The organism is Mycobacterium sp. (genome assembly GCF_032162105.1).
Classification (GTDB): Bacteria; Actinomycetota; Actinomycetes; order Mycobacteriales; family Mycobacteriaceae; genus Mycobacterium.
In genome coordinates this window covers 1-3,618 of record NZ_JAVRPS010000392.1, presented here as the reverse complement: position 1 = coordinate 3,618, position 3,618 = coordinate 1, and the positions used below count along the sequence as shown (strand labels likewise).

Sequence of the window (3,618 nt, the reverse complement as noted above, 5' to 3'; positions counted from 1 at the left end):
GCGACACTGTCGGCCTTGATGGTGTCGGCGACCACGAACAAGCCGAGCACGATGTTCTCCATCGCCGGAGAGCTCGGTCCGCCCGCGGAACGGAAGGCGTCGAGCATCGTGTCCACGCCCTCCTCGATGATGGCGGTGGCCACCGCCTCCTTCGATTCGAAGTGGTAGTACAGCGCGCCCTTGGTCAGCTCGGCGCGCTCGATGATGTCAGCGAGTCCGCTGGCGGGGTAACCGATCTCGTTGATCAGGTCGATGGCCGAGTCGATGATCCTTCGCCGGGTGGCCTCGGATCTCGCCTGGCGCACCATCTTCGTGCACCTCCATCAGCTGAAGCGATGGCGTTTCGCCGTCCACCGGATCATAGATTGTTGGCGCGCAGTGGGACGGCGTTCTTGACGGCGAGTGCGGACCGGCGCCGGATGAACCCCGCGAAGTACGCGAGCCTTTCGGGGTTTGCGAAGCCGGGCAGGACCAGCATCCAGAGCGACTCCAAATCGCCGATGTAGGACTCGGGTTCATCCAGGTTGCTCGTCTGGCGCAGACCCAGGTACATCGAGACCAGCAACCGGGCCGCGTGTTCGTGGTCGATATGGTCGACGACGTCTCCCTCGGCGATGGCGCGGCGGGTCATCGCCGCGAAGCCGATGACCCAGTCGCCGAGCAGCGTTGCCTGCAGTCCGTCGAAGCGGCCGATGGACTCGAGCAGATTGAGACCGGCGCGGACCTCCGCCTCGCCGATGTCGGAGACCGCGATCAGGTAGGCGACGTCGATCATGGTCTCGAGTCCGGAGCGCCCACGGGTGGACAGTTGGCCGAACTCGGCCCAGCCGTGCTCGGCGCGGTGCTCGATGACCGCAGTGGCCAGCGCGTGCTTGGACCGGAAGTGGAAGTACAGGGCGCCCTTGGTCACGTCGGCACTTGCCAGGATGTCGTCGAGGTTGACCTGGCTGTAGGGCCTGGTGGCAAACTGATGGGCGGCGGCCTGCAGTATCTGCAGCCGCGTCGAGTCGGCCCTTCTGTCCAGTTGCTCAGTCACCGTCGAGCCTCCCCCACCCCGCCCATTTCCACCCATGTTCCTGGTGTTAGCCGTGACCAATTTTGCTCCAAACTTTAAGTCATGACTGCTGCATAACATTCCAAAGGTATGTAAAGTAGCGGATGTGATGACTCTTGGTCCACGCCCGGATGCGGCGCACTGTGGGGGTCACGACGTGCCCGAGGGCCATGCCCGGCTCATTCGGTCAACCCCGTTCGCGCGTCGCGGATGGTACGTTCCCGATGTTGCCACGGTCCGCATTGGCAACCCCCCCTCGAATCCCCGTGCGGACCGTGGCAACTCGCATTTGGCACCATGGCGGCTATTTCGTGACGTGTGTCCAACGCTCACATTTCCGTGCAAGCAATCTCTAGATAGTTAACGCGGATGTGGGATACAGAAGTCGACCTGGTTTGTATCGGCGCTGGAATCGGCGGCCTGGCCAGCGCCATCGCCACCGTTGATGGTGGCGGGGACGTCATCGTCGCCGACACGGCACCCGATCTGGGCGGTGTTGCCTCGTCCGTGACGACCCGTGGGCGTGTCGGCGCGGTTCGCGGTTGGTTGCAGCACACCGGCGTGGACGTCGACACCGACGTCTACCTCTCTGCGGTCGCCGAGGGTCTCGACCCGCTGGCCCGGCGCGCGGACGCGGCTCTAGTGCCGACGCGGGTCGCACGCGCGTGGTCTGCCGACGAGCGGTCGGTGGAGCCCTTCGTCGGCGCCACGATCCGGGCCTGGGACGCACAGTGCCTTGGGTCGCCGTACGGGATGCTCTACACGACCGTCTTCGGTTGGCGGCGCACCAGGATGCGCTCGTCCGACGGAGAGCCCATCGAGGTCATGCCGATCGGCGAGATGGACTGGCACGACGGCCTAGACGAACACGACCTGTTCGACTGGATGGACGGGCAGGCGCGCGAGCGCGACGTCGAGGTGCTCGCGGCAAGCCGGCTGCAACGCCTGGTCTTCGAGGAGGGACTGATCGTCGGGGTCGTGCTCGACACGCCCGATGGTCCGTACGCCGTCCGGGCCCACCATGGCGTAGCGTTGTCGCCGCGTGACCACCCGCCTGCCGCGGGCGACCGACTCGCCGACCCGTCCCCTGGCGAGCGGAAGCACGTGTGCCTCGTCGGGCGGACCGCCAGCCGCTTCGGGCGCGTCGAGCTGGTCACCATCGCTGCGCCCACCGCGGTCGCCGAGCCGGTCTGCAAGGCTTCGGGCCGTCAGCTACGTGGCAACCTGCGCGAATCCCGTCAGGTTCCGTCAGATGCTTGGCGTTGCGGAAAAGTGCATGGGCACACGACCTTTGGCCAGTAGCGCCTCCATGTCCTCGCCGCTCAGCGGAAGTGACAGCAGGAAGCCCTGCGCCCGGTAACAGCCGTGGTGTAGCAACGTCCTGGCGGCGGCTTCGGTTTCGACGCCCTCTGCCACCAGCTGCAAGCCGAATGCCTCGGCCAGCGCGATGATTGCCCGCACGATCGCGAGGTCGTCGGGATTGGTGCCCAGGTCGGCGACGAATCCTCGGTCGATCTTGAGAAGATCTACCGGTAGGGCCTTGAGGTGCGCGAAAACGCTGTAGCCGGTGCCGAAGTCGTCGATGGCCAGCTGAACGCCCGCCTGCTTGAGACCGGCCAGCGTGATGCTGGTGGTCTCGATGTCCTGAACCACGACGCTTTCGGTGATCTCCAGGCAGACCGAGCCCCGCTCGAGGCCGAACTCGCGCAACGTGCTGGCCACCGAATCGACGAAACCGTCTGAAACCAGCTGCACAGGCGAGACGTTCAACCGCAGCACGGTGTCGCGGCCCAAACCGTGTGAGCGCCACCGAGCGAATTCCGCGCATGCGGTGCGCATCACCCAGCGGCCGAGTTCGCCTGCGAGGTTGATGGATTCGGCGACGGCGATAAACGAGGCGGGGGACAGCAGGCCGCGGGTCGGATGCTGCCATCGAACCAGTGCCTCCGTGGCGAGCACCTCGCCGGTGCGCATGTCGACCTCGGGCAGATAGCGCAGGAACAGCGCGCCGGTCTCGATGACGCTCTGCAGGTGCAGTTCGATGTCGTTGCGGTACTCCGACTTCAGCGACATGTCAGCGGAGAACAAGGCAACGTGGTTGCCGCCCGCGGCCTTGGCAGTGAGCACCGCCTGATCGGCGCGACGAATCAAATCCGACGTGGTGTCACTGCCGGGCACGCCCAAGGCGACCCCGATGCTCACGGTCCTGGTGAGTAGTTCGCCGTCGATGGCCACCGGTTCGCGCAGGATGGATTGCAATCGGTAGCCGAGCGCCTCGGCCGCCTCCGACGACATCGGCAATGCCGGAATGACCACGAACTCGTCGCCGCCAAGGCGCGCGATCATGTCGCCCGCGCCGGTTGCCTCCTCCAAGCGGTCGGCCAGCGTGCGGATGAAACGGTCACCGGCGGTGTGGCCGAGGTAGTCGTTGATCGCCTTCAGCCGGTCCAGGTCGATGAACAGTGCAGCAACGGGACTTGGCTGCCCTGGCGCCAGTCGCGCGTCCAGGTATGCCAGTAGTGCCCGGCGATTGTGGAGTCCGGTCAGATCGTCGTGCTCGGCCA

4 protein-coding genes are annotated in these 3,618 nt (G+C 65.8%); 1 reads left to right on the top strand and 3 read right to left on the bottom strand.

Annotated features, from left to right (window positions below; translation table 11 throughout):
• On the bottom strand, window positions 1-308 hold a 308-nt coding region (locus QOC69_RS20075), incomplete at its 3' end, for a TetR family transcriptional regulator (protein ID WP_526442795.1).
• A gap of 50 nt (window positions 309-358) precedes the next feature.
• Window positions 359-1,036, bottom strand: a complete 678-nt coding sequence (locus QOC69_RS20070; protein ID WP_526442793.1) for a TetR family transcriptional regulator — start codon at window positions 1,034-1,036, stop codon at window positions 359-361.
• 387 nt (window positions 1,037-1,423) lie between these two features.
• Here QOC69_RS20070 and QOC69_RS20065 point away from each other — a divergent pair, with 387 nt between their 5' ends.
• Window positions 1,424-2,356, top strand: a complete 933-nt coding sequence (locus QOC69_RS20065) for an FAD-binding protein (RefSeq protein ID WP_526442791.1) — start codon at window positions 1,424-1,426, stop codon at window positions 2,354-2,356.
• Here the strand turns inward: QOC69_RS20065 and QOC69_RS20060 are convergent.
• Window positions 2,303-3,618 (bottom strand): putative bifunctional diguanylate cyclase/phosphodiesterase (locus QOC69_RS20060; protein WP_526442789.1); only part of this gene is annotated, 1,316 nt, incomplete at its 5' end. The two genes, QOC69_RS20065 and QOC69_RS20060, sit on opposite strands and share 54 nt — an antisense overlap.